Source organism: Nocardiopsis gilva YIM 90087 (assembly GCF_002263495.1).
In the GTDB taxonomy this organism is placed as follows: domain Bacteria; phylum Actinomycetota; class Actinomycetes; order Streptosporangiales; family Streptosporangiaceae; genus Nocardiopsis_C; species Nocardiopsis_C gilva.
In genome coordinates this window covers 2,805,281-2,819,896 of sequence record NZ_CP022753.1, presented here as the reverse complement: position 1 = coordinate 2,819,896, position 14,616 = coordinate 2,805,281, and the positions used below count along the sequence as shown (strand labels likewise).

At 70.2% G+C, this 14,616-nt stretch carries 34 protein-coding genes; 3 read left to right on the top strand and 31 right to left on the bottom strand.

Going from position 1 to position 14,616, the window contains the following annotated elements:
• Window positions 1–11: 11 nt before the first annotated feature.
• Both CDO52_RS12935 and CDO52_RS12930 read right to left on the bottom strand, forming a co-directional pair.
• Window positions 12–446, bottom strand: coding sequence for an AAA family ATPase (locus CDO52_RS12935; protein WP_017616823.1), 435 nt, complete (start codon window positions 444–446; stop codon window positions 12–14).
• The gene (locus tag CDO52_RS12930; RefSeq protein WP_017616824.1) at window positions 443–811 is read right to left on the bottom strand and encodes an HNH endonuclease; all 369 of its coding nucleotides are present in this window, start codon (window positions 809–811) and stop codon (window positions 443–445) included. Before CDO52_RS12930 ends, CDO52_RS12935 begins: the two co-directional genes overlap by 4 nt.
• Window positions 812–906: 95 nt before the next feature.
• Between CDO52_RS12930 and CDO52_RS12925 the strand changes: the two genes are divergently transcribed.
• Complete coding sequence (locus CDO52_RS12925; RefSeq protein WP_152471476.1) at window positions 907–1,134, top strand: hypothetical protein; 228 nt, start codon at window positions 907–909, stop codon at window positions 1,132–1,134.
• On the opposite strand, the gene CDO52_RS12920 is transcribed toward CDO52_RS12925, so the two are convergent.
• The 5 genes from CDO52_RS12920 to CDO52_RS12905 form a co-directional block, all read right to left on the bottom strand.
• The gene (locus CDO52_RS12920; RefSeq protein ID WP_017616826.1) at window positions 1,128–1,457 is read right to left on the bottom strand and encodes a hypothetical protein; all 330 of its coding nucleotides are present in this window, start codon (window positions 1,455–1,457) and stop codon (window positions 1,128–1,130) included. The genes CDO52_RS12925 and CDO52_RS12920 overlap by 7 nt on opposite strands.
• Before the next feature lie 230 nt (window positions 1,458–1,687).
• On the bottom strand, window positions 1,688–2,113 hold the full coding sequence (locus tag CDO52_RS12915) for a carbohydrate kinase family protein (protein WP_017616827.1): 426 nt from the start codon (window positions 2,111–2,113) through the stop codon (window positions 1,688–1,690).
• Window positions 2,114–2,198: 85 nt separating this feature from the next.
• Window positions 2,199–2,426, bottom strand: coding sequence for a hypothetical protein (locus tag CDO52_RS12910; RefSeq protein WP_017616828.1), 228 nt, complete (start codon window positions 2,424–2,426; stop codon window positions 2,199–2,201).
• The gene (locus tag CDO52_RS29090; protein WP_017616829.1) at window positions 2,423–2,554 is read right to left on the bottom strand and encodes a hypothetical protein; all 132 of its coding nucleotides are present in this window, start codon (window positions 2,552–2,554) and stop codon (window positions 2,423–2,425) included. Before CDO52_RS29090 ends, CDO52_RS12910 begins: the two co-directional genes overlap by 4 nt.
• Before the next feature lie 77 nt (window positions 2,555–2,631).
• A complete protein-coding gene (locus CDO52_RS12905) occupies window positions 2,632–2,868 on the bottom strand; it encodes a hypothetical protein (protein WP_017616830.1) in 237 nt (78 codons plus the stop codon).
• Window positions 2,869–2,975: 107 nt separating this feature from the next.
• Here CDO52_RS12905 and CDO52_RS12900 point away from each other — a divergent pair, with 107 nt between their 5' ends.
• Complete coding sequence (locus CDO52_RS12900; RefSeq protein WP_017616831.1) at window positions 2,976–3,236, top strand: hypothetical protein; 261 nt, start codon at window positions 2,976–2,978, stop codon at window positions 3,234–3,236.
• 132 nt (window positions 3,237–3,368) lie between these two features.
• Here CDO52_RS12900 and CDO52_RS12895 read toward each other — a convergent pair whose 3' ends face one another.
• From CDO52_RS12895 to CDO52_RS12805, 21 genes are all read right to left on the bottom strand, one after another.
• Window positions 3,369–4,187, bottom strand: coding sequence for a hypothetical protein (locus CDO52_RS12895; protein WP_094932406.1), 819 nt, complete (start codon window positions 4,185–4,187; stop codon window positions 3,369–3,371).
• 109 nt (window positions 4,188–4,296) lie between these two features.
• On the bottom strand, window positions 4,297–4,422 hold the full coding sequence (locus CDO52_RS29085) for a hypothetical protein (RefSeq protein ID WP_269769184.1): 126 nt from the start codon (window positions 4,420–4,422) through the stop codon (window positions 4,297–4,299).
• Entirely contained in the window at window positions 4,419–4,988 is a 570-nt protein-coding gene (locus CDO52_RS12890) for a hypothetical protein (RefSeq protein WP_017616833.1), read from the bottom strand. The genes CDO52_RS29085 and CDO52_RS12890 overlap by 4 nt, the downstream gene beginning before the upstream one ends.
• On the bottom strand, window positions 4,988–5,233 hold the full coding sequence (locus CDO52_RS12885) for a hypothetical protein (protein ID WP_017616834.1): 246 nt from the start codon (window positions 5,231–5,233) through the stop codon (window positions 4,988–4,990). Before CDO52_RS12885 ends, CDO52_RS12890 begins: the two co-directional genes overlap by 1 nt.
• Complete coding sequence (locus tag CDO52_RS28140) at window positions 5,230–5,676, bottom strand: hypothetical protein (RefSeq protein WP_017616835.1); 447 nt, start codon at window positions 5,674–5,676, stop codon at window positions 5,230–5,232. The genes CDO52_RS12885 and CDO52_RS28140 overlap by 4 nt, the downstream gene beginning before the upstream one ends.
• Window positions 5,673–5,879, bottom strand: a complete 207-nt coding sequence (locus CDO52_RS12875; protein WP_017616836.1) for a hypothetical protein — start codon at window positions 5,877–5,879, stop codon at window positions 5,673–5,675. The genes CDO52_RS28140 and CDO52_RS12875 overlap by 4 nt, the downstream gene beginning before the upstream one ends.
• Complete coding sequence (locus CDO52_RS12870) at window positions 5,876–6,121, bottom strand: FDXHR family putative zinc-binding protein (protein WP_033299082.1); 246 nt, start codon at window positions 6,119–6,121, stop codon at window positions 5,876–5,878. Before CDO52_RS12870 ends, CDO52_RS12875 begins: the two co-directional genes overlap by 4 nt.
• On the bottom strand, window positions 6,118–6,684 hold the full coding sequence (locus CDO52_RS12865) for a DUF6011 domain-containing protein (protein WP_017616838.1): 567 nt from the start codon (window positions 6,682–6,684) through the stop codon (window positions 6,118–6,120). The genes CDO52_RS12870 and CDO52_RS12865 overlap by 4 nt, the downstream gene beginning before the upstream one ends.
• The gene (locus CDO52_RS12860) at window positions 6,626–6,967 is read right to left on the bottom strand and encodes a hypothetical protein (protein ID WP_017616839.1); all 342 of its coding nucleotides are present in this window, start codon (window positions 6,965–6,967) and stop codon (window positions 6,626–6,628) included. The genes CDO52_RS12865 and CDO52_RS12860 overlap by 59 nt, the downstream gene beginning before the upstream one ends.
• Before the next feature lie 14 nt (window positions 6,968–6,981).
• Complete coding sequence (dnaB, locus tag CDO52_RS12855) at window positions 6,982–8,286, bottom strand: replicative DNA helicase (RefSeq protein ID WP_017616840.1); 1,305 nt, start codon at window positions 8,284–8,286, stop codon at window positions 6,982–6,984.
• Window positions 8,283–8,882 carry an ATP-binding protein gene (locus CDO52_RS12850; RefSeq protein ID WP_026125432.1) on the bottom strand — a complete coding sequence of 200 codons (600 nt, stop codon included), beginning with the start codon at window positions 8,880–8,882 and terminating at the stop codon, window positions 8,283–8,285. Before CDO52_RS12850 ends, dnaB begins: the two co-directional genes overlap by 4 nt.
• Entirely contained in the window at window positions 8,882–9,844 is a 963-nt protein-coding gene (locus tag CDO52_RS12845) for a hypothetical protein (protein ID WP_017616841.1), read from the bottom strand. Before CDO52_RS12845 ends, CDO52_RS12850 begins: the two co-directional genes overlap by 1 nt.
• 41 nt (window positions 9,845–9,885) lie before the next feature.
• On the bottom strand, window positions 9,886–10,113 hold the full coding sequence (locus CDO52_RS12840; RefSeq protein WP_017616842.1) for a hypothetical protein: 228 nt from the start codon (window positions 10,111–10,113) through the stop codon (window positions 9,886–9,888).
• A 46-nt stretch (window positions 10,114–10,159) separates the two neighbouring features.
• On the bottom strand, window positions 10,160–10,456 hold the full coding sequence (locus tag CDO52_RS12835; protein ID WP_017616843.1) for a hypothetical protein: 297 nt from the start codon (window positions 10,454–10,456) through the stop codon (window positions 10,160–10,162).
• A gap of 10 nt (window positions 10,457–10,466) precedes the next feature.
• Window positions 10,467–10,706 (bottom strand): hypothetical protein, encoded by a 240-nt coding sequence (locus CDO52_RS12830; RefSeq protein ID WP_017616844.1) that lies wholly within the window; start codon window positions 10,704–10,706, stop codon window positions 10,467–10,469.
• Window positions 10,655–10,879 (bottom strand): DUF6011 domain-containing protein, encoded by a 225-nt coding sequence (locus CDO52_RS29455; protein ID WP_394296706.1) that lies wholly within the window; start codon window positions 10,877–10,879, stop codon window positions 10,655–10,657. Before CDO52_RS29455 ends, CDO52_RS12830 begins: the two co-directional genes overlap by 52 nt.
• Window positions 10,876–11,613, bottom strand: coding sequence for a hypothetical protein (locus CDO52_RS12825; protein WP_017616845.1), 738 nt, complete (start codon window positions 11,611–11,613; stop codon window positions 10,876–10,878). Before CDO52_RS12825 ends, CDO52_RS29455 begins: the two co-directional genes overlap by 4 nt.
• 88 nt (window positions 11,614–11,701) lie before the next feature.
• A complete protein-coding gene (locus tag CDO52_RS12820) occupies window positions 11,702–11,887 on the bottom strand; it encodes a hypothetical protein (RefSeq protein WP_017616846.1) in 186 nt (61 codons plus the stop codon).
• Between the two features lie 8 nt (window positions 11,888–11,895).
• Complete coding sequence (locus CDO52_RS12815; protein WP_017616847.1) at window positions 11,896–12,123, bottom strand: hypothetical protein; 228 nt, start codon at window positions 12,121–12,123, stop codon at window positions 11,896–11,898.
• Window positions 12,120–12,590, bottom strand: coding sequence for a hypothetical protein (locus tag CDO52_RS12810; protein ID WP_017616848.1), 471 nt, complete (start codon window positions 12,588–12,590; stop codon window positions 12,120–12,122). Before CDO52_RS12810 ends, CDO52_RS12815 begins: the two co-directional genes overlap by 4 nt.
• Window positions 12,590–12,979: a hypothetical protein gene (locus CDO52_RS12805; protein ID WP_017616849.1), complete on the bottom strand. Its 390-nt coding sequence runs from the start codon at window positions 12,977–12,979 to the stop codon at window positions 12,590–12,592. Before CDO52_RS12805 ends, CDO52_RS12810 begins: the two co-directional genes overlap by 1 nt.
• Before the next feature lie 108 nt (window positions 12,980–13,087).
• On the opposite strand from CDO52_RS12805, the gene CDO52_RS27415 reads away from it, so the two are divergent.
• A complete protein-coding gene (locus tag CDO52_RS27415; protein ID WP_017616850.1) occupies window positions 13,088–13,264 on the top strand; it encodes a hypothetical protein in 177 nt (58 codons plus the stop codon).
• A 44-nt stretch (window positions 13,265–13,308) separates the two neighbouring features.
• Here CDO52_RS27415 and CDO52_RS12800 read toward each other — a convergent pair whose 3' ends face one another.
• From CDO52_RS12800 to CDO52_RS12790, 3 genes are all read right to left on the bottom strand, one after another.
• A complete protein-coding gene (locus CDO52_RS12800) occupies window positions 13,309–13,596 on the bottom strand; it encodes a hypothetical protein (protein WP_094932404.1) in 288 nt (95 codons plus the stop codon).
• A gap of 66 nt (window positions 13,597–13,662) precedes the next feature.
• Window positions 13,663–14,088, bottom strand: a complete 426-nt coding sequence (locus CDO52_RS12795) for a WhiB family transcriptional regulator (protein ID WP_094932403.1) — start codon at window positions 14,086–14,088, stop codon at window positions 13,663–13,665.
• Window positions 14,088–14,609: a RusA family crossover junction endodeoxyribonuclease gene (locus tag CDO52_RS12790; RefSeq protein ID WP_017616852.1), complete on the bottom strand. Its 522-nt coding sequence runs from the start codon at window positions 14,607–14,609 to the stop codon at window positions 14,088–14,090. The genes CDO52_RS12795 and CDO52_RS12790 overlap by 1 nt, the downstream gene beginning before the upstream one ends.
• Window positions 14,610–14,616: the final 7 nt, after the last annotated feature.

Genomic DNA, 14,616 nt, shown 5'->3' with positions numbered 1-14,616 from the left:
CCCCGCGCGTGTCAGCCGGTGATGACCTCGTCGCCGTCGCGTGGCGTGTACCTGGCGAGCCAGATCTTGATCGCTTTGGTCGTCTCGCGTCGTGCGGGCCGGGCGCGCGCCCTGGTCAGCAGCTCGGGCAGTGGGGGCAGGAGGAGCACGGTGCGGGCGGCCCTCAGATAGTGGGCGAGCCGGGCGCGGTGGGTTGCGGTGGGTGCGGTGCGGATGACCCACGCGGTTCCGTGTTCCATGGTGGCGACGTGGCGCAGGAGCTGGGCGACGTAGCGCTCGGCCTGTCCTCGGAGTGCGGGGCCGTGGTTGTGGTGGCGGGTGGAGCCGAGGTGTCGGGCGAGGGCGTCGTGGTCGACCACGATGTCGTCGGGGCTGGCGTGCTCGGCTACCCAGGTGGTCTTGCCAGAGCAGGGTGGGCCACAGACCAGCGTGACCTGGCGGGTCACGTTCCCTTCCTGCTTCGCTTCTTGCGGGAGTTGCAGTGTCGGCATTCGAGCTGCAGGTTCTCGTCGTCGTTGGTGCCGCCGTCCTCGCGGGCGACGATGTGTCCGGCGGTCATCGAGTTGTGGACGCCTGCCTCGTCGTAATGGCCGACCTGGTGGCAGTACACGCAGCCCTCGCCGCGCCGCACGGCGGCGTCGACGAACTGCTTGGCGACGCGTTGCCAGTCCTTGCCGTACCGCTGCACCCACGACGGACGGCTGGCTTCCCGTCTGCGGTCGGCCTCGGCCTGGTGCTCGGGGCAGCGGGAGCCGCGGGTGAGGCGGTTGCAGGGTTGGCCGTGCACACCGAGGCAGGGACGCAGCGGCATCGTCGCCTCCTCCTGGCCTGGTCCGGCCACATGGTACGCGGCGCAGGTACGGGACCGTAGGCTCAGCCCCACATCCCCCGAGGTGAGGAGTTCCTGTGTCCCGTGCTGGTGTGCTGATGCTGGTGGGTGCCGCGATCGTGGTGGGCGGGTTCGTGCTGGGCCTGGTGCCGACTTCGTGTGGCGCGGCGTTCGACTCAAGTGGGTGTCCGGCGGCGGCTGATGGTGCCCCGCTGGCGGTGGCGTTGCTGGCGGTGGGCGGTGTGCTGCTGGCCGGGGGGTTCTGGGCGAGCGCTAAGCCTCCGCATGAGCGGCGTGATCAGTAGGAGAACGCGCGGAGCTTGAGGTCGGCGTGGGCGACGTCCACGTGCAGCTCGCGCCCGTACACGCTGACGGGGAAGCTGCCGAAGCGGTGGGTCTCGCCGAACGGGATGCTCTTGGTTCGGTCGCCGACGGCCTGCCCGTCGACGGTCTGCTGCGTGACGAACGTGACGTCGTGCGCCGTGGTGCCCGACGCGTTGCGGACCTCGACAAACACTCTGCCTGTGTTCGCCACACTGTGGTTGTTGGCGGGGTCGCCGTCGGCCTCGGCCGCGCCGGTGACACCGTCGCGGGTGATCGGGGTGACGGTGATGGCGACGCGCGGCATGGTGTCCTCCGTGGCGCTGGTGTGGCGGTCCGGCCCGACTCAGACGCCCACCCCCCAGTGGCGGAGTCGGGCCGGACGGGTGGGCGCCCGGCAGGTGGGGCGCTCCCGTAGGGGCGGGTGTGGGGCCTGCCGGGCACGACGAAGGCCCAGCCGTGGCGACCGGGCCTTGCGACAGTGGATCTATTTGATCACGACGATACGGAACACCCGCAACTCCCGCAACCTAGGGCCTATTCGAGCGGTTCGATGGCGGCCAGCTCGGCTCGGTCGGCCTCACCGAGCGGTTCGCCCTCGACGAGGTCCGCGAAGTCGTGATCGAGGTCGTTGACCAGGCACTCCAGCTCATGCAGGGTTCCTGCGGTGGGGCCACTGGGGATGCGGATGCGGGCCAGCACCCGCCCCTCGCGGTCATAGACCGTGAAGTCGTCACCCACCCAGCTGTAGGTCTCAGCGGGGATCCCAGCGGTGTGCAGCTCATCGACAAGCCACAGGCCGACCGGTGAGGCGTCGACGCTGCCGCGCTCACCGACGATCCCGGCGGCGCGAATGCGGTCGGCGATCTGCTCGGGGGTGCGCTGGTTGGCGTAGTGGATGGTGGCAACGAGTTGCCGGTAGGTGGCCAGCTGCTCGGGGCGAACAGCGGTACGGTTGAGCACGGATCCTCCTATGTGGCTGGAACTGCATGGATGGGATCGAGGCCCCGTCCGGCGGTCGCGTCGCCGTGACGGGGCCGTCTCTGTGTCAGATCACGGGCTGGTGGTGGGTGCGGAGCGCGCGGTATTCCTCGTAGGTGATCTCGCCCCGGTCGACCGCGCCCTGATGCCAGGAGCAGAACGGCTCGTCGGAGTCGGCGTTGGCGGGGATCGGGTTGCCGCACTCGGCGCCGCCGTCTGTCTCCCACAGGCAGGTCGTGGTGGCGGGCTCGTCGTCCCAGATCCCGGAGCGGTTGTTCCAGTACGGGAGGTTCATGCGGCGGCTCCCAGCTCGATGGAGTGGGCGCCGCACACCGGGGTGGGCAGATCGTCGGGGTAGGTGTAGGTGATCGCGGATTCCTTGCAGTAGGTGCACCGCGCGTCGTCGTGGTGGTTGAATTCCATCGGGTTCACTCCTGGCGCATCAGGTGTGGATCAAGGCCCCGGGAAGGTGTTGGCGCACCGGCCCGGGGCCGCGTTTGTTAGGTGACTGAGCGCAGCTCGCTCACAGGGCTGAAGGACCCGGGCCGCACGTGGAGGAGTACGGCCTCTTCGGTGATGAGGTCGTCCAGCTGGTACCGGGTTTGGCCGCAGTGCTCGTTCTCGCAGTCGCACGGCCACGCTTCGAAGTGGTGGCCATGCCAGGGGGTGACGGATCCGTGGTAGACGACCACGGTGCCGTTGGGCCACCGGGTCTGCTGGGTGGTGTGCTGCGCCATGCCCGCCTCCTGTGTGCCTCGTGCTGATGATTCCATTGTATGCCTACGCCGTAGGCCATGCAAGTAGGCAATGGAAATTGGCCTACTCGTGTGGCAATCTGTTGGGCATGGAAGACGAACTGACAGCAGCCGTCGCCGCCGCCCAGAGATGGCGCGACCTCAAAGACCTGCTGGAACAGGCAAAACACGACCGTGACACCGCTATCCGCAAAGCGGCTGACGCAGGCGTCGCTCAGACCGATCTTGTGAAGCGCACCGACCTGACTCGGGAGACGATCCGCCGGATCACCAACCCGGAGGCCGCCGAAGCCGTTAGGAAGTCGGCAGCCGAGAAGCGCCGCGCCGCGAAGAAGGGGGCCGGGTCATGAGCGATCTGGTCGGCGGTAGATCGCGGCGTATAGGCCCGGACCGGTCTGGTTCGGACCTATACGCCGCGCCTCGGACGGGGGCACGCCCCAGACCCGCCCCACCCGAGGACTAGCTCGCCCGCGACTGCGGACTCATCTCGGCCAGCACGTCCCCCAGCCGGTACCGGCGCGGATGCGCCTCCGGGTCCACCGGGCCAGGCGCCCCATCTGGTCAAGGCGACGGATCCACCGGTCAGTGACCCGCTGGCCCATTGCGGTCGCCACCAACGCGGCTTCAACCGCGGTCACCTCCCGGTCGGGGGCCAGGCGGGCGGCCTCGCGGGCGGCGTCCGCCCGGCGGGCGTCGGGGTCCTCGATGATGCCGTCGCACCCCTCCCGGCGGCAGTCCGCGGTGTCGCGGCCCTTCACCCCGTACACCGGTGCCGAGCACTGGGGGCACTCCCCCGCATACACCCGCTCGGGGGGCCGGTCGACGGCGCGCCGCGCCTGGGCGACGGCGGCCAGGACCTCGTCGACGCACTCCGGGGCCCATGCGCGGTGCCGGATCGTCTCGGTGCGCTCCCCGAGCCAGCGCGCCATGGACGCCAGGGTGCCCGTCGGCGGGTGGCCGCCGTCCTCGTCGATGAGGACCCGGCACCAGGTGGACAGGGTGCCGCGCAGCACCTGGGCGGCCTCGCTCGCGCGGGGGTCGACGCCACCCATGGCCAGCGCCTGGGGCAGGGTGATGTCCTCGGTGATGATCTGGGAGGCGGTCTTGGTGCGCTTGGCTCCGGTGTCGGGCAGCCGGGTGCCCTGTCGGGCGATGGCGATGTCGAGATCGGTGTCCAGCCCGTGCAGGTGCGCGTCGCCGTGGACGGCGCGCAGGGCGGCGAGCATCCCCCCGGCGCACGCCGCGCACACGTAGGCCTGCTCCCCCACCGGGTGCTCGCAGATTTCGCAGATCGCGCCCATAGCGCCCCCTCGTGATCGTGATCTATCGTGACCGCATCCCATCGGGGGATACAGGCGTACACGGGCGCCAGACGCAGGGGGCCGGCGGGTTGGATCCGCCGGTCCTTGCTCATGCGGGCGGGCTGGTCGTGGCGTGGCAGCGCGGCAGTGTGGGGCAGTCGGGGCGGTGGCCTGGGAGCCGCTTGCCGCAGTAGGGGCACCACGGCGGGGGCTGGGTGGCGTGGGCTCGGTTCATGGCTGCTCCTCGGTGACGGTGGTCCAGGTTGTGTCGCGATAACGGTGGCCGCCGTGGTGGCCGTGCGGGAGTTCGCAGGTGAGGGGCGGCCCGCTGATGATGCGTGGACAGGTGTCGCCGCAGGGCCCGTTGAGTTGTTTCATGACGGCGAAGGTGATGCGGTGGGCGTCGTCGTCGAGTGCGGTGTGGCCGCCGGTGGGGCGGCCGTCGTCGGCGTCGGGGTGGAGCTGGTGGAGGGTCTGGCGGATCGCGGCGTAGACCCGGCCGCGGGGGCCGTCCGCCTCATAGGCGCGGCCGTGGTCCTGGTCATGGCGAGTGAGTGCGTTGATGACGGCGGTCGCTGTGAAGTGCTGCCAGTCGGTTCCGGCGGGGTAGCAGTCGTCGCACCATGTGTGGCCGAGTTCGCTGTCGAGTACGCGGGCGATGGTGTCGAGGGTCGCGTGGTCGTAGCCGGGCGAGAGCTGCACCGGATATCCGTCGTGCTGCGGACGCGGTGTGATGTGGCCGCCGTGGGCGGGGTGGCGGGTGGCCAGCAGGTGCCGCACGGTGCGCAGGAACTTGAGCATCACGTCTCCTTGCCCTGCGCGAACGCGAGCACGTCGGCGGCGCAGGTGTCGCACAGCGTGAGATCGGTGTAGGTGGTCTGGACCCGGTCGGCCGGGTGGGCGGGCATCCAGCGGAACCGCCAGATGCTGAACCTGAGGATGTGCGTCGTGGTGGTCATGCGCAGCCGGTAGCGGACTCCTTCGCGGGGTGGTTCGGTCGGGACGGCGCGGGTGCAGCGCGTGCACTTGGACACCTCAGTGCTCACGCAGCACCGCCTTCCGCCGCGCGCACGACCGCCCGGAGCCACTCCACGTCGGACTCAGCGACGTGTGCCCCACCAGAGCGACAGACGATGATGTCGGTGGGTTGGCCGTCGCCGTCGCGGTGACTGCTGAGGAACGCGCCCCAGGGTTGGGACCCGCCAGTGGGCGGGGTGTGGCCGTCGGGGCAGTGCGGACAATCCACGGCGGCGTTGGCCCATTTGACCGGTTCGGGGTCGGTCCATTGGATGTGGGTGTGTCCGCCGTGGCCGTGGATGGCTTCGACGTCGGCGGCGGAGTCGTAGATCGCGGTGGAGGAGGTGGCGGTGAGCCAGCGCACGACGACTGCTCCGTCGGGCCACTGCACACCGAGGGCGACGACACCGGTTCCTGACACTCCGGTGACGTCGTGGTCGCGGACGAGTTCGAATCGGCGGGGTTGGGTCATCGGGTCTCCTTGGGGTTGTCGCCTGGGAGGTAGACGGTTTCGATGCGGCGGGTGCCGTGGCGGCGCTGCAGCCCGGTGTAGGCGTCGTCTGCGGTGGTGGGGCGCTTGGGGTGGCTGGCGGTGGTGTTGGGTGGGCGGAGCCGTCCACGCAGCACGGCGGGCGGTTCGGAAAGGTCGAACAGGGGGTCCTGGACTGCGTTCACGCGGCCTCCCAGGTACGGGCGAGGCGCTGCCGGTCCGCGTCGCTCATGGTCCGCCCCCACACGGGATGGCCGTCGACGGTGCGGCGGGTGATCTCCATGCCGCGGGTGGCGGGGTCGTGGCAGGCGGTGTTGCCGCCGCGTTGGTCCTGGTGTTTGTCGAAGGCGGTGGGCCCGGTGAACACCAAGTGGCATCGGGGGCAGACGCACCCGTTGTGTCCGGGTGGGGTGGGGCGGTTGCTCATGTGTGCCTCTCTTTGCTGACCGTGCGGAAAAATGCGGGCTTAACGGGGTGCTCCGGGTGTCCTTGGGTGGGTGCGGGTTGCGGGACGTCTGAGGCGCTCAGGGCGGTGGCGTGTGCCCGGCCCACGAGCACCGCCAGGCGCCCGAGCATGTCCGCGGGCACACCGGCCCGGCACTCCGGGCCGACACCGACGGTCTTGGACTCCGGGTCGCTCAGCGCCCGCCCGCAGGAGCAGCACCGCGTGGTGAACGCCGCGAAGCGGGCCCGGCAGGCGTCGGGGTCGGCGTCGATGGCGGAGCGGATGGCGGCGTCCCACGGGTGGCGGTGGGTGCGGTGCCAGTCCTGGGCCCAGGCGCGCCGGTCGGGCCCGGTGAGCCCCGCGGGCACCTGGGAGCGGTAGAGGGCGGGGCCGTAGCGGGCTTTGGCGGGCCAGGGGTTGAGGCGGCCGCGGTCGTCGCGCCGCCAGTAGGTGATCTGGCCGGGGTCGTGGGGGTCGGGCAGTCGGTCACTGCTCGACTCCGTGGGAGGCCAGCCACAGGCCGGTGTCCAGGCGCCCGGTCTCACCCGCGGTGCGCACCAGTTCCATCCAGTCCGTTTTGGGCAGCCACGTCTTCTCCGACATGTGCGCCGTCCACACCAGGAGCTGGCACGCCGTGCTGATCTGCTGCAGCTCGATCCCGTAGGTCAGCGCGTCCAAGTTCGGGTGGCACCCCCGGTGGGTGACCCGCCACCGGGCGAAGCCGTCCTCGTTGGAGCCGTTGAGGTCGGCCAAGTCGGCCGACACGACCCCGTCGTTTGCGGGGATCTGGGTGCGGCAGATGCCGCAGATCGCGATGAGCTGGTCCATTCGTCCTCCTCGGGTTATCCGGCCGCCATGTCGACGACACGGGAGTAGTGGCCCTGGAACGCGCAGGTGACCGTGCACCGGGGCCCCTGCCGGTTCTTCTCGACGATCAGGTCGATCTCTCCGGAGCGGGGGGAATCGCGGTCGTGCATGTCGTCGCGGTGGAGCAGGACCACGATGTCGCTGTCCTGCTCCACGGCCCCGCTCTCACGCAGGTCGCTGAGGATGGGCTTCTTGTCGTGGCGCTTCGTTGATTCGCGGTTGAGCTGGCTGAGCAGCACCACTGGCGCGCCGAACTCCCCGGCCAGCTTTTTCAGTCCGCGCGCCATCTGGGCGACCTCGATCTGCCGGTTCTCCGCGCGGCCGGGAGAGTCCATCAGCTGGAGGTAGTCCACGACGATCAGGCCGACGGGGCGGGAGCGGGCGAGGTGGCGCAGGCGGGCGCGGATGTGGGGCAGGGAGATGTTGCTGGCGTCGTCGAGCATCAGCGGCGACTCGTTGAACCGGGCCTGGACCGCGCTCATGCGCTCCCACTCGGCATCGCGCAGGGACCTGTTGCGGATCGCGGTGATGGTGATCTGCGCTTCGGCTGACACGATGCGGTGCATCAGCTCCCGCTTGGTCATTTCCAGGCTGAACACGACGGTGCGCAGACCCTGCCGGATGGCGGCGTGGCGGGCGATGTCCACTCCGACGACGGTCTTTCCCACGCTGGGGCGGGCACCGATGACCATGAGCTGGCCGGGGTGCAGACCGCCGAGCACCTCCTGCAGGTCGGTGTAGGGCAGCTCGATGGCGTCGCCGGACTCCTCAGGCTTCTCCAGTTCGTCGACCATGGGGGCGAACAGTTCGCCGATGGTGGCGATGGTGTCGTCGCACACGGGTGTGTCGACCGTGTCCATGGCGTCGCGGGCGTGGGAGACCAGGTCGGTGACGTCCCCGACGCCGTCGTAGCCGTAGTGGGCGATGCGGGTGCCGACCTCGACGAGGCGGCGCTGCACGGCCCGATCCGCGACGATCTTGGCGTAGTAGCCCCCGTTGGCCGCAGTGGGGATCTTGTCGTCCAGCTCGGCCAGGTACAGCGGGTCGATGCGCGACCCGGCGCGGCGCATCTGGGCGGCCAGTGCCACGTGGCCGTGCTCAGCGCCCGCGGTGACCAGTTCGACCAGCAGCGCAAACAGCTCCTGGTGGGCGGGCCGGTAGAAGTCGCGGGGCTGCAGGATGTCGATGATCTGCTCGGCGGCGCGCCGGTTGAGCATCATCGCTTCCAGGACGCACTGTTCGGCGTTCAGGTCCCAGGGCATCTCGCGGGCGTCGCTCACTGCTGCCCCCTGCGGCGGTCGCCGTTGGTGAACACGACCGCGGTGGCGCCGCCGGCCAGCCGGGAGGCGACCCGCTCGCCGAGCAGGGGCCGCAGGTCGGAGCTGTTGGAGGTGATGACGGTGGCGCGGTGGTGCTGGCGGCGGGTGTCGATCAGCGCGTGCAGGGCGTCCATGTCCCAGTCGTTGATGCGCTGGGAGCCGATGTCGTCGATGCACAGCAGGTCGGCCTCGCGCCAGACGCGGACCTGGTCGTGGTCCACCGGCCGGTCGGTGGCTTCCTTGAGTTCGTAGGAGGAGGCGATTTCGCACCGGCCGCGCCACCCGCGTTCGATGAGGGTTTCCTGGATCTTCCACAGCGACCAGGTCTTCCCGGCGCCGACCGCTCCGATGATGATGAGCGCGAGGGCGCGGCCCCGGGCGAGGTAGGCCTCGATCCACGGTTCGATGTCGGGGTGCAGGTCGCCGGGTTCGGCGAACTCGATCGGCCGCTTGGTGCGGAACGCCTGCAGGCGGCGCTCGGCCTGCTCGCGGCGCCAGGACTCTTGGGCGCGGCGCCAGTTGGCCTCGTCGTCGTAGGGGTCGAAGTCGGTGGACATCAGATGTTGATTCCTCCGTTGGCGGCGATGTCGCGGGCTTGTTCGGGGGTGAGGATGTGGTGGTCGTCGTAGGCGCCGCCGCGGCGGGCCTCACCGGACAGGACCCGCAGCTGCGGGATGCCTCCGGGATCGTCGGGGGCCTTGTTGGGTAGCTGCTTCCAGCCGGGGATGAAGTACTTCGCGGAGGAGACGCCGGTGCGGGCGTTGCGGGCCGACTGGATCGCGCAGGCGGCCATGGGCTGTTCGCCTTTGGCTTTCATCAGGGCGTGGACGGTGACCCAGTCGGCGCTGTTGAGGTTCCACCGGATGGCGTCGAGGCCGTTGGCTTGCATGAGGTGCACCAGCGGCAGCGCCCAGTCGGGGATCGGATCAGGGTGGGCGTCGCCCGCGCGCGGACGTCCATCTGTAGTACTCCCGTAGGGAGTACTGGCATGGCTATCGGCATGGGGTGGTGTGACACCGTCTGTGGCGTCACGCTGTGACAACCCCTCTTGACCTGCAGCGCTTTGTGAAAACGGGGGGTCTTTTCGTCCGCGATTCGCAGACTTTTCGTCGACGAATCGATCCGTTTTCGAAGGCGAATCGGAAGCGTTTTTCTCTGTGTCCTGCTTCGCGCGGCGCCTGCGCTGCCGTTCGGCGGCGGCGTCCCGGGCGGCTTCGGCTTGGGCCTTGGTGGTGTTGCGGCCCGACTCGAAGAAGTCGTGCATGACATAGTCGCCCGCGTCCGGCTGGGGGCACCGGTCGCAGTCGTGGCCCGCCTCGTGCCACAGCCCGACCTTGACGAGCTTGCGGGCCTGAGGGGCGGTGCCGTACATCCGAGCGACATCGCCGGGGACGACACCTTCGGTGAGGTGCTGGGCGGAGTAGGAGCCGCAGCGCGCCCAGAGACCGAGGGCGGCGTTGCCCGCCTTCACCCACTTGGGGTGAGAGTGCGCTGAGTCGTCGATCTTGAACCAGGGCATCGGTCTCTCTTCCGGACGTGCGGGTGGCGAACGACAGGGGGTCAGCGGCGGTGGGGCAGGCCCCAGCCGCAGACCCAGGTGTGGCCGCAGTGGTGGCGGTAGCGGGCGACGAGGCCGGTGCGGGTTGGGCGGACCTTGTGGGGCAGGGTGGTGTAGCGGTGGTGCGCTGTTTCCACCGCGATGCAGTGGTCGCAGGTGTCGCGGTAGTCCTCGGGGTTGAGGCCCGCGAGGTCGGCGTGGGTGGGGCCGTTCTCAGTTGTGGTGGTCAACGGGCCTCCTCGGTGGGGGCGGCGCGCGGTGCGCCGCCCCGGGTGGTTAGCGGGCGCGCAGACCGATGGGCATGATCCGGCCGCGGAACCGCGCCCCGCGCAGGCCGGGGGCGTCGGCCTCGTAGTGGACGCCGTCGCAGTCGCAGCGCCCTGGGCACGGTGTGGCGACGAGGTCCTGCGGGGCGTAGTCGCCCGCCTCGACGGTGATCTCGTCGTCGCGCAGCTCGGCGACGGCGGCGTCGACGCGGTGGCGGATCTCCTCGGTGCTGGTGCCGCGGACCATGAGGGTGTCGTTGTCGAGCCAGTCGTAGTCCGGGACGCGCGGGGTGTGGTCAGTGTCCATATCGGTCTCCTCAGTGATCGGTGTCGCAGTTCGTGCAGGTGGCCTGGGGTTGCCAGGCATCGGCCTCGCGGTTGACCGCTTCCTGGACCTGTTCTGCGGTGCGGGGCAGGCCGGTGCCGGGATCGCGGTTGAAGGGGCTGATGGTCTGCATGAAGGTGCGCTGCCGCGTAAGGGTCTTGCCGCAGCCGCCGGAGCACTTCACGCGGCGCTTGGCGGTGGCGGTGCGGGACTCGAATCGGACGGTTGGCATCTTGTGTCCTCCAGGAGGTCGAGTTGCCCTTCGCCAGGGCGGGTGCCCCGGGACGGGTTGGCCTTGTGCTGGGGCTGTGGGGTGCGGCGCCTGCGGCACACGGGCCCGGTCCCGGCGGCGATGGACGCCGGGCATTTCAGGGGCCTGCGGCAGGCGCCGCACCTGGGCGTCACTGCGTATGCTCCGCAGGCTGATCGGCGGCGTGGAGCCAGAGACTGTGGATCCGGGCGGCAGTGTCGCGGTCGCCCTGGTCGAGGGCGACCCGGGCGGCCCGCTCTCGCATTTCCATGGCGCCGTGTTCGAAGCTGTTGGCCATCTCCAGCGGCAGGGAGGCGCGGATGCCGCGCAGCCGCTCCACCTCGGCTTCGGCTGCGTCGGCGCGCGCCCTGTGCTTCTCCAGCGCGTCGCACACCGCCTGGTAGGCGTGGGCAGTGGGGTAGGGCTGGCGGTCGTGGGCGATCGCGAGGTCGCGCTCGTGGGTGAGCCGCTCTACCTCGGCGAGCAGCTGTTCGGCCTTTCGGTAGTGCTCTGGTCCTGTCATCGGGTCCTCCCAATCGCGGGAGGTGTGCGTGGGGTAGTCCCTGAGCAGACCGCGGTACTTCTCGGCGGGGTAGGCCAGGTACTGAAGGGCTCCGAAGCGGACGATGTAGTCGCCGATGGGTGCGATCTGGACGCCACCGCTCACCCACGCCACGGCGGTGGTCCCGTCGTCGAGCCGCTCGACGCGGCCCTGGTGCAGCAGCTCGGCGAGCGTGTCAGCGTTGTCCTCGGTGACCTGGACGGCGTGGAGGAGCTGGGGCTTGCGGGGAGTGCAGGAGACGAACTCGGTGGTGAGAGCGTGGGCGTGACACCATTCGCGGCCCTGGGTGGTCCAGGTGCAGGTGCAGTCGCGGTTGCGTTTTTCCATGTGGGCTACTCCGCAGGAGGTAGGGGTTGTGCGTGCCCGCCCCGGCGTTGCACCGGGGCGCCGGCTGGATCCGGGCGGGCTGGGGTGGTCACGTGCGCTCGTCGGGCTGGAACCCCAAGCCGTGCAGCTGGGCGCCGGGGAGGTGCCACGTCCCGCCGGTCTCCACAGAGGTGACGTGGTAGACGTCGGCGGCGCCGGGCAGCTTGTAGTCCACCCGGACGGTCATCGGCGCCTCGGGGTGCGACCAGGTGGTCATGAGGGGGCGGTCGGTCATCGGTCCTCCTAGATCCACATGAGTTCGTGGACGGCGAGCGGGTCGGTCTGGCCCAAGATCACGAGGTCATGGGCGCTCAGGCCCTTCTTCTGTGCGCCCTCCCACACGAGCTTGGGGCTGGCGGCACCCACCATGAGCTGCATGGGGCCGTCGCAGTAGGAGGCCATGAGGGCGGCGTCGGACTGCTGTACAGCGCCGACCGTGGCGACCTCAGCGAGGGCTTCTTCGTAGGTCATCGGGGCTCCTCGTCGGTATTGCGCAGGATCTGAAGGGCGGTCCGGGCCGTGCTCCGGTCGGTGCCGGTGCGCCCGTGCAGGATCCGACGGTCGCGCTCATCGGCGGCATGGCAGGCGGGGCATGTGTCGGTGGGCGGGTGGCCGTGGGGGCAGGTCGCGTGGGCGATCAGGGAGGTCACCTCGTCGGGGGTGATGTCGAGGCGGTCGACCACCCCGACCGCACCGCACGCCCTGTCGAGGGCGGTGTAGCAGCGGGCGCGCCGCTCGCCGCCGACTTCGCGGGCCAGGTGGGTGGCGATGACGCCGAGGGTCACGTCGGGGAAGCGGGTGGTGATCCAAGTACGGCCGCTGTCGAGGCTGATCTCGGAGTGGAAGTCCTGGGTGTGGGAGAGGTCGTAGTCGCGCTGGTCGTGTGTGACGGGTGCGGGGTCGATGCCGGGGGCGTGGACTCGGTAGAGGACGGTCATCAGGACTCCTCGGGGTGGGCGGCGTGCAGGTGGGCCCGGGCTGCGTCCACGGCCGCGTCGTGGGTGGCGTAGCCGTGATCGGCGGTCTGGGGGTGGGTCGCGGTGTCGAAGCAGATCCACACGTGCCCCAGGTCGTCGTCGTGCCAGACGGTGAGGTGCTTGGGCAGGCCGTCATTGACGGCGGGGTGGCTGGGCTCGATCTCGGTGAGCGCGGCCAGCCCGCCGTCGTTGAGCCGGACCGGCTCGAAGACGGGTACGTGGTTCGCGAGCCCGAGGCGGACCAGGTCACAGGGGCAGGCGTCGGTGGCCCATTCGGCGTTGTGGGTGAGGGCGCCGTTGGCGTCGGTGCCGGTGGTGAGCAGGGTGCGGATGTCGTCGGTCAGGGTCATCTCGTCTCCCGTTCGCTTTGGTGTACGTACACCACAATAGGCGAGGTGTACGTACACCGCAAGGGGTTTGGGGTTGAGAAATGTACGTACACCGCTTACCGTGAGCACATGCCCGACGCCCCGAAAACCCAGCACCGATCCGTCCGCGTCCCCGACGACGACTGGGCCGATCTCGAGACAGCCGCCAAGAAGCAAGGCACCGACCGCGGCACCCTCATCAAGGAATTCATCGCGTGGTACCTGCGCCGCCCGAAAGCGAAGCTGCCGAAGCGGCCCGAACACTGACGCGCCCACCCGGCCCGGCGTGGGCCGGACCGTCGTGCCCGCGCTCACGCCGCCCTCCGTGTCGCCTGGTCCAACGCGGCGCGGTGGCGTGCCGCGGCGCCGGGGGTGATGACCTCCGGGCCGCCGTCGGTCCACGCCAGCAGCTCGGTCTGCGTCGCTTTGGCGGGCACCTGCGCGGCCAGGGCGACACACATCGGCCACCCCTCGCGAGGGATGCCGGAGGCGGTGAGGATGTGCTGCACCTCGGCCGCGTCCCAGTGGTGGACGGCGGCGACCAGGCACCCGGCGGGATGCAGGACGTCCTCGTGGAGGTCGTCGGGGTGTGCGGTCATCGGGCACCTCCAGGTGTGGGGCCCGCCGTGTCCATGGCGCTCCGAAGACACGGCGGGCGGGCTGGGTCAGGCGGCGTTAGCGCGGCGGGTCCGGCGTCGGCGTTCCGAGGTCCGCTCGTCTTCGTTGAGGCCGCCCCAGAACCCGTCACGCTCCGGAGCGGTGAGCGCGTACTCAGCGCACTCCCGGCGGATCGGGCACACGTGGCAGATCTCGCGCGCCTTGTCCTCGCGGGCTTCTTTGGCTGTCTGGTGCTCGCCGTCGGGGCCGAAGAAGAGGTTGATGTCCTCGCCGCGGCAGGCGGCGTCCACCGCCCACGACAGGTCCGCTGCCGCCCGCTTCTCCCGGATCCGCGGTGGGCGCTTCTGCGAACTGGCGCGCTGGTCGGCCTTCACTTGGCGGGCGCACGGACGGCACCGAAGGTCCCCCTGGGCGTCGGTGTAGGTGGTCTCTGCGGTGCGGGGGTGACCCCGCTTGCAGGTCGCCGCAGCCATCACGCCACCTCCAAGCGGCGAACGCGGATCACCGCGCCGGGCACCTGCAGGGAGTCGGGGTCGCCGGAGGCGGTGTAGACCTTGGCCAGGCGCCCGCATTCGACGACGCGGGCGTCATCGCGCCACACTCCCGCCGATGTCAACGCGTCCTCGGTGGAGCGAAGGAGCTTAGAGAGGTCCGGCATGCTCGCCGGGTACGGCGGGGCGGACCGCTTGAGGACGCCGGCATTGCGACCCGTCCCGAAGTGGCTCTTGGGACGCTCGACGCTGAACACCATGTCCACCGAGAGCGGCCCGTTCAGCGGGAAGGCGTGCGGGTCGTCTTCTAGGCGGAGCGCGTCTTCGGCGGCGGCGCGCACGTCCTGGCGCCATGGGCGCACGTACTTCGACATCTCTTGGGTGATGATCTTGCCGGTGCTGTTGTGATTGAACGCCTTTTTCGATCCCTGCGGCGCGGGACGCCCGCGGACGACGAGGTCGAAGGCGATAGCGGGTGCGTAGTCGTGTGCTGTGCTGGTCACGGTGGTC

Bases quoted from the DNA above. Each gene is read 5' to 3' on its own strand.
- CDO52_RS12895 (WP_094932406.1), bottom strand. From the start codon at position 4,187: ATGGGCGCGATCTGCGAAATCTGCGAGCACCCGGTGGGGGAGCAGGCC.
- CDO52_RS12800 (WP_094932404.1), bottom strand. From the start codon at position 13,596: ATGACCGCACACCCCGACGACCTCCACGAGGACGTCCTGCATCCCGCC.
- CDO52_RS27415 (WP_017616850.1), top strand. From the start codon at position 13,088: ATGCCCGACGCCCCGAAAACCCAGCACCGATCCGTCCGCGTCCCCGAC.
- CDO52_RS28140 (WP_017616835.1), bottom strand. From the start codon at position 5,676: ATGACCCAACCCCGCCGATTCGAACTCGTCCGCGACCACGACGTCACC.
- CDO52_RS12900 (WP_017616831.1), top strand. From the start codon at position 2,976: ATGGAAGACGAACTGACAGCAGCCGTCGCCGCCGCCCAGAGATGGCGC.
- CDO52_RS12860 (WP_017616839.1), bottom strand. From the start codon at position 6,967: ATGGACCAGCTCATCGCGATCTGCGGCATCTGCCGCACCCAGATCCCC.
- CDO52_RS12910 (WP_017616828.1), bottom strand. From the start codon at position 2,426: ATGAACCTCCCGTACTGGAACAACCGCTCCGGGATCTGGGACGACGAG.
- CDO52_RS12815 (WP_017616847.1), bottom strand. From the start codon at position 12,123: ATGACCTACGAAGAAGCCCTCGCTGAGGTCGCCACGGTCGGCGCTGTA.
- CDO52_RS12920 (WP_017616826.1), bottom strand. From the start codon at position 1,457: ATGCCGCGCGTCGCCATCACCGTCACCCCGATCACCCGCGACGGTGTC.
- CDO52_RS12870 (WP_033299082.1), bottom strand. From the start codon at position 6,121: ATGAGCAACCGCCCCACCCCACCCGGACACAACGGGTGCGTCTGCCCC.
- CDO52_RS12850 (WP_026125432.1), bottom strand. From the start codon at position 8,882: ATGTCCACCGACTTCGACCCCTACGACGACGAGGCCAACTGGCGCCGC.
- CDO52_RS12830 (WP_017616844.1), bottom strand. From the start codon at position 10,706: ATGCCAACCGTCCGATTCGAGTCCCGCACCGCCACCGCCAAGCGCCGC.
- CDO52_RS12825 (WP_017616845.1), bottom strand. From the start codon at position 11,613: ATGGAAAAACGCAACCGCGACTGCACCTGCACCTGGACCACCCAGGGC.
- CDO52_RS29085 (WP_269769184.1), bottom strand. From the start codon at position 4,422: ATGAACCGAGCCCACGCCACCCAGCCCCCGCCGTGGTGCCCCTACTGC.
- CDO52_RS29090 (WP_017616829.1), bottom strand. From the start codon at position 2,554: ATGGAATTCAACCACCACGACGACGCGCGGTGCACCTACTGCAAGGAA.
- CDO52_RS12845 (WP_017616841.1), bottom strand. From the start codon at position 9,844: ATGCCCTGGTTCAAGATCGACGACTCAGCGCACTCTCACCCCAAGTGG.
- CDO52_RS12835 (WP_017616843.1), bottom strand. From the start codon at position 10,456: ATGGACACTGACCACACCCCGCGCGTCCCGGACTACGACTGGCTCGAC.
- CDO52_RS12930 (WP_017616824.1), bottom strand. From the start codon at position 811: ATGCCGCTGCGTCCCTGCCTCGGTGTGCACGGCCAACCCTGCAACCGC.
- CDO52_RS12890 (WP_017616833.1), bottom strand. From the start codon at position 4,988: ATGCTCAAGTTCCTGCGCACCGTGCGGCACCTGCTGGCCACCCGCCAC.
- CDO52_RS12805 (WP_017616849.1), bottom strand. From the start codon at position 12,979: ATGACCCTGACCGACGACATCCGCACCCTGCTCACCACCGGCACCGAC.
- CDO52_RS12795 (WP_094932403.1), bottom strand. From the start codon at position 14,088: ATGGCTGCGGCGACCTGCAAGCGGGGTCACCCCCGCACCGCAGAGACC.
- CDO52_RS12905 (WP_017616830.1), bottom strand. From the start codon at position 2,868: ATGGCGCAGCACACCACCCAGCAGACCCGGTGGCCCAACGGCACCGTG.
- CDO52_RS12820 (WP_017616846.1), bottom strand. From the start codon at position 11,887: ATGACCGACCGCCCCCTCATGACCACCTGGTCGCACCCCGAGGCGCCG.
- CDO52_RS12810 (WP_017616848.1), bottom strand. From the start codon at position 12,590: ATGACCGTCCTCTACCGAGTCCACGCCCCCGGCATCGACCCCGCACCC.